Annotated in this window: 1 protein-coding gene; it reads left to right on the top strand. The window is 59.8% G+C overall.

Going from position 1 to position 415, the window contains the following annotated elements; genetic code table 11:
• Nucleotides 1–40 precede the first annotated feature (40 nt).
• A partial coding sequence (locus tag X742_RS00105) for a DUF269 domain-containing protein (RefSeq protein ID WP_023775694.1) occupies nt 41–415 on the top strand: 375 nt, incomplete at its 3' end.

Consider the following 415-nt stretch of genomic DNA (forward strand, 5'->3'; position numbering starts at 1 on the left):
CCGTCTACGACGACGAGGCGCTTGCCACACCGTTCGTCAGATGCCTCGTGCGGCTGATCTTGCTCAAGACTCCTACGGCTCGTGGGAAGGCAAATCGGATGCCGAACTGCTGGCCGACTTCATTGTTACCAGAAAACAGCGCCGTGCGATCCCCATCATCGGCGATCCCGATCCGGACGTGCTGTGGAGGCTCGATATGTTCTACACGGCCGTCGGGCTTAGGATCGAGGAGCGCTCCGGCCTGGTGACACCGCCAATGATTGAGATGAAACCCATGGGCGCTTCGGACGATTGCTTTTCACGACCGGGCGGTTGGTCGCTCTGTCAAGACATCCACCGGTTCGGCTTCGAGACGTTCAGGAAGCTCGCGGAGGCCGGTACGAAACTGGTCGACGATGCGACTGCAGCCATTGAA

It is taken from the genome of Mesorhizobium sp. LNHC229A00 (genome assembly GCF_000502415.1).
In the GTDB taxonomy this organism is placed as follows: Bacteria; Pseudomonadota; Alphaproteobacteria; order Rhizobiales; family Rhizobiaceae; genus Mesorhizobium.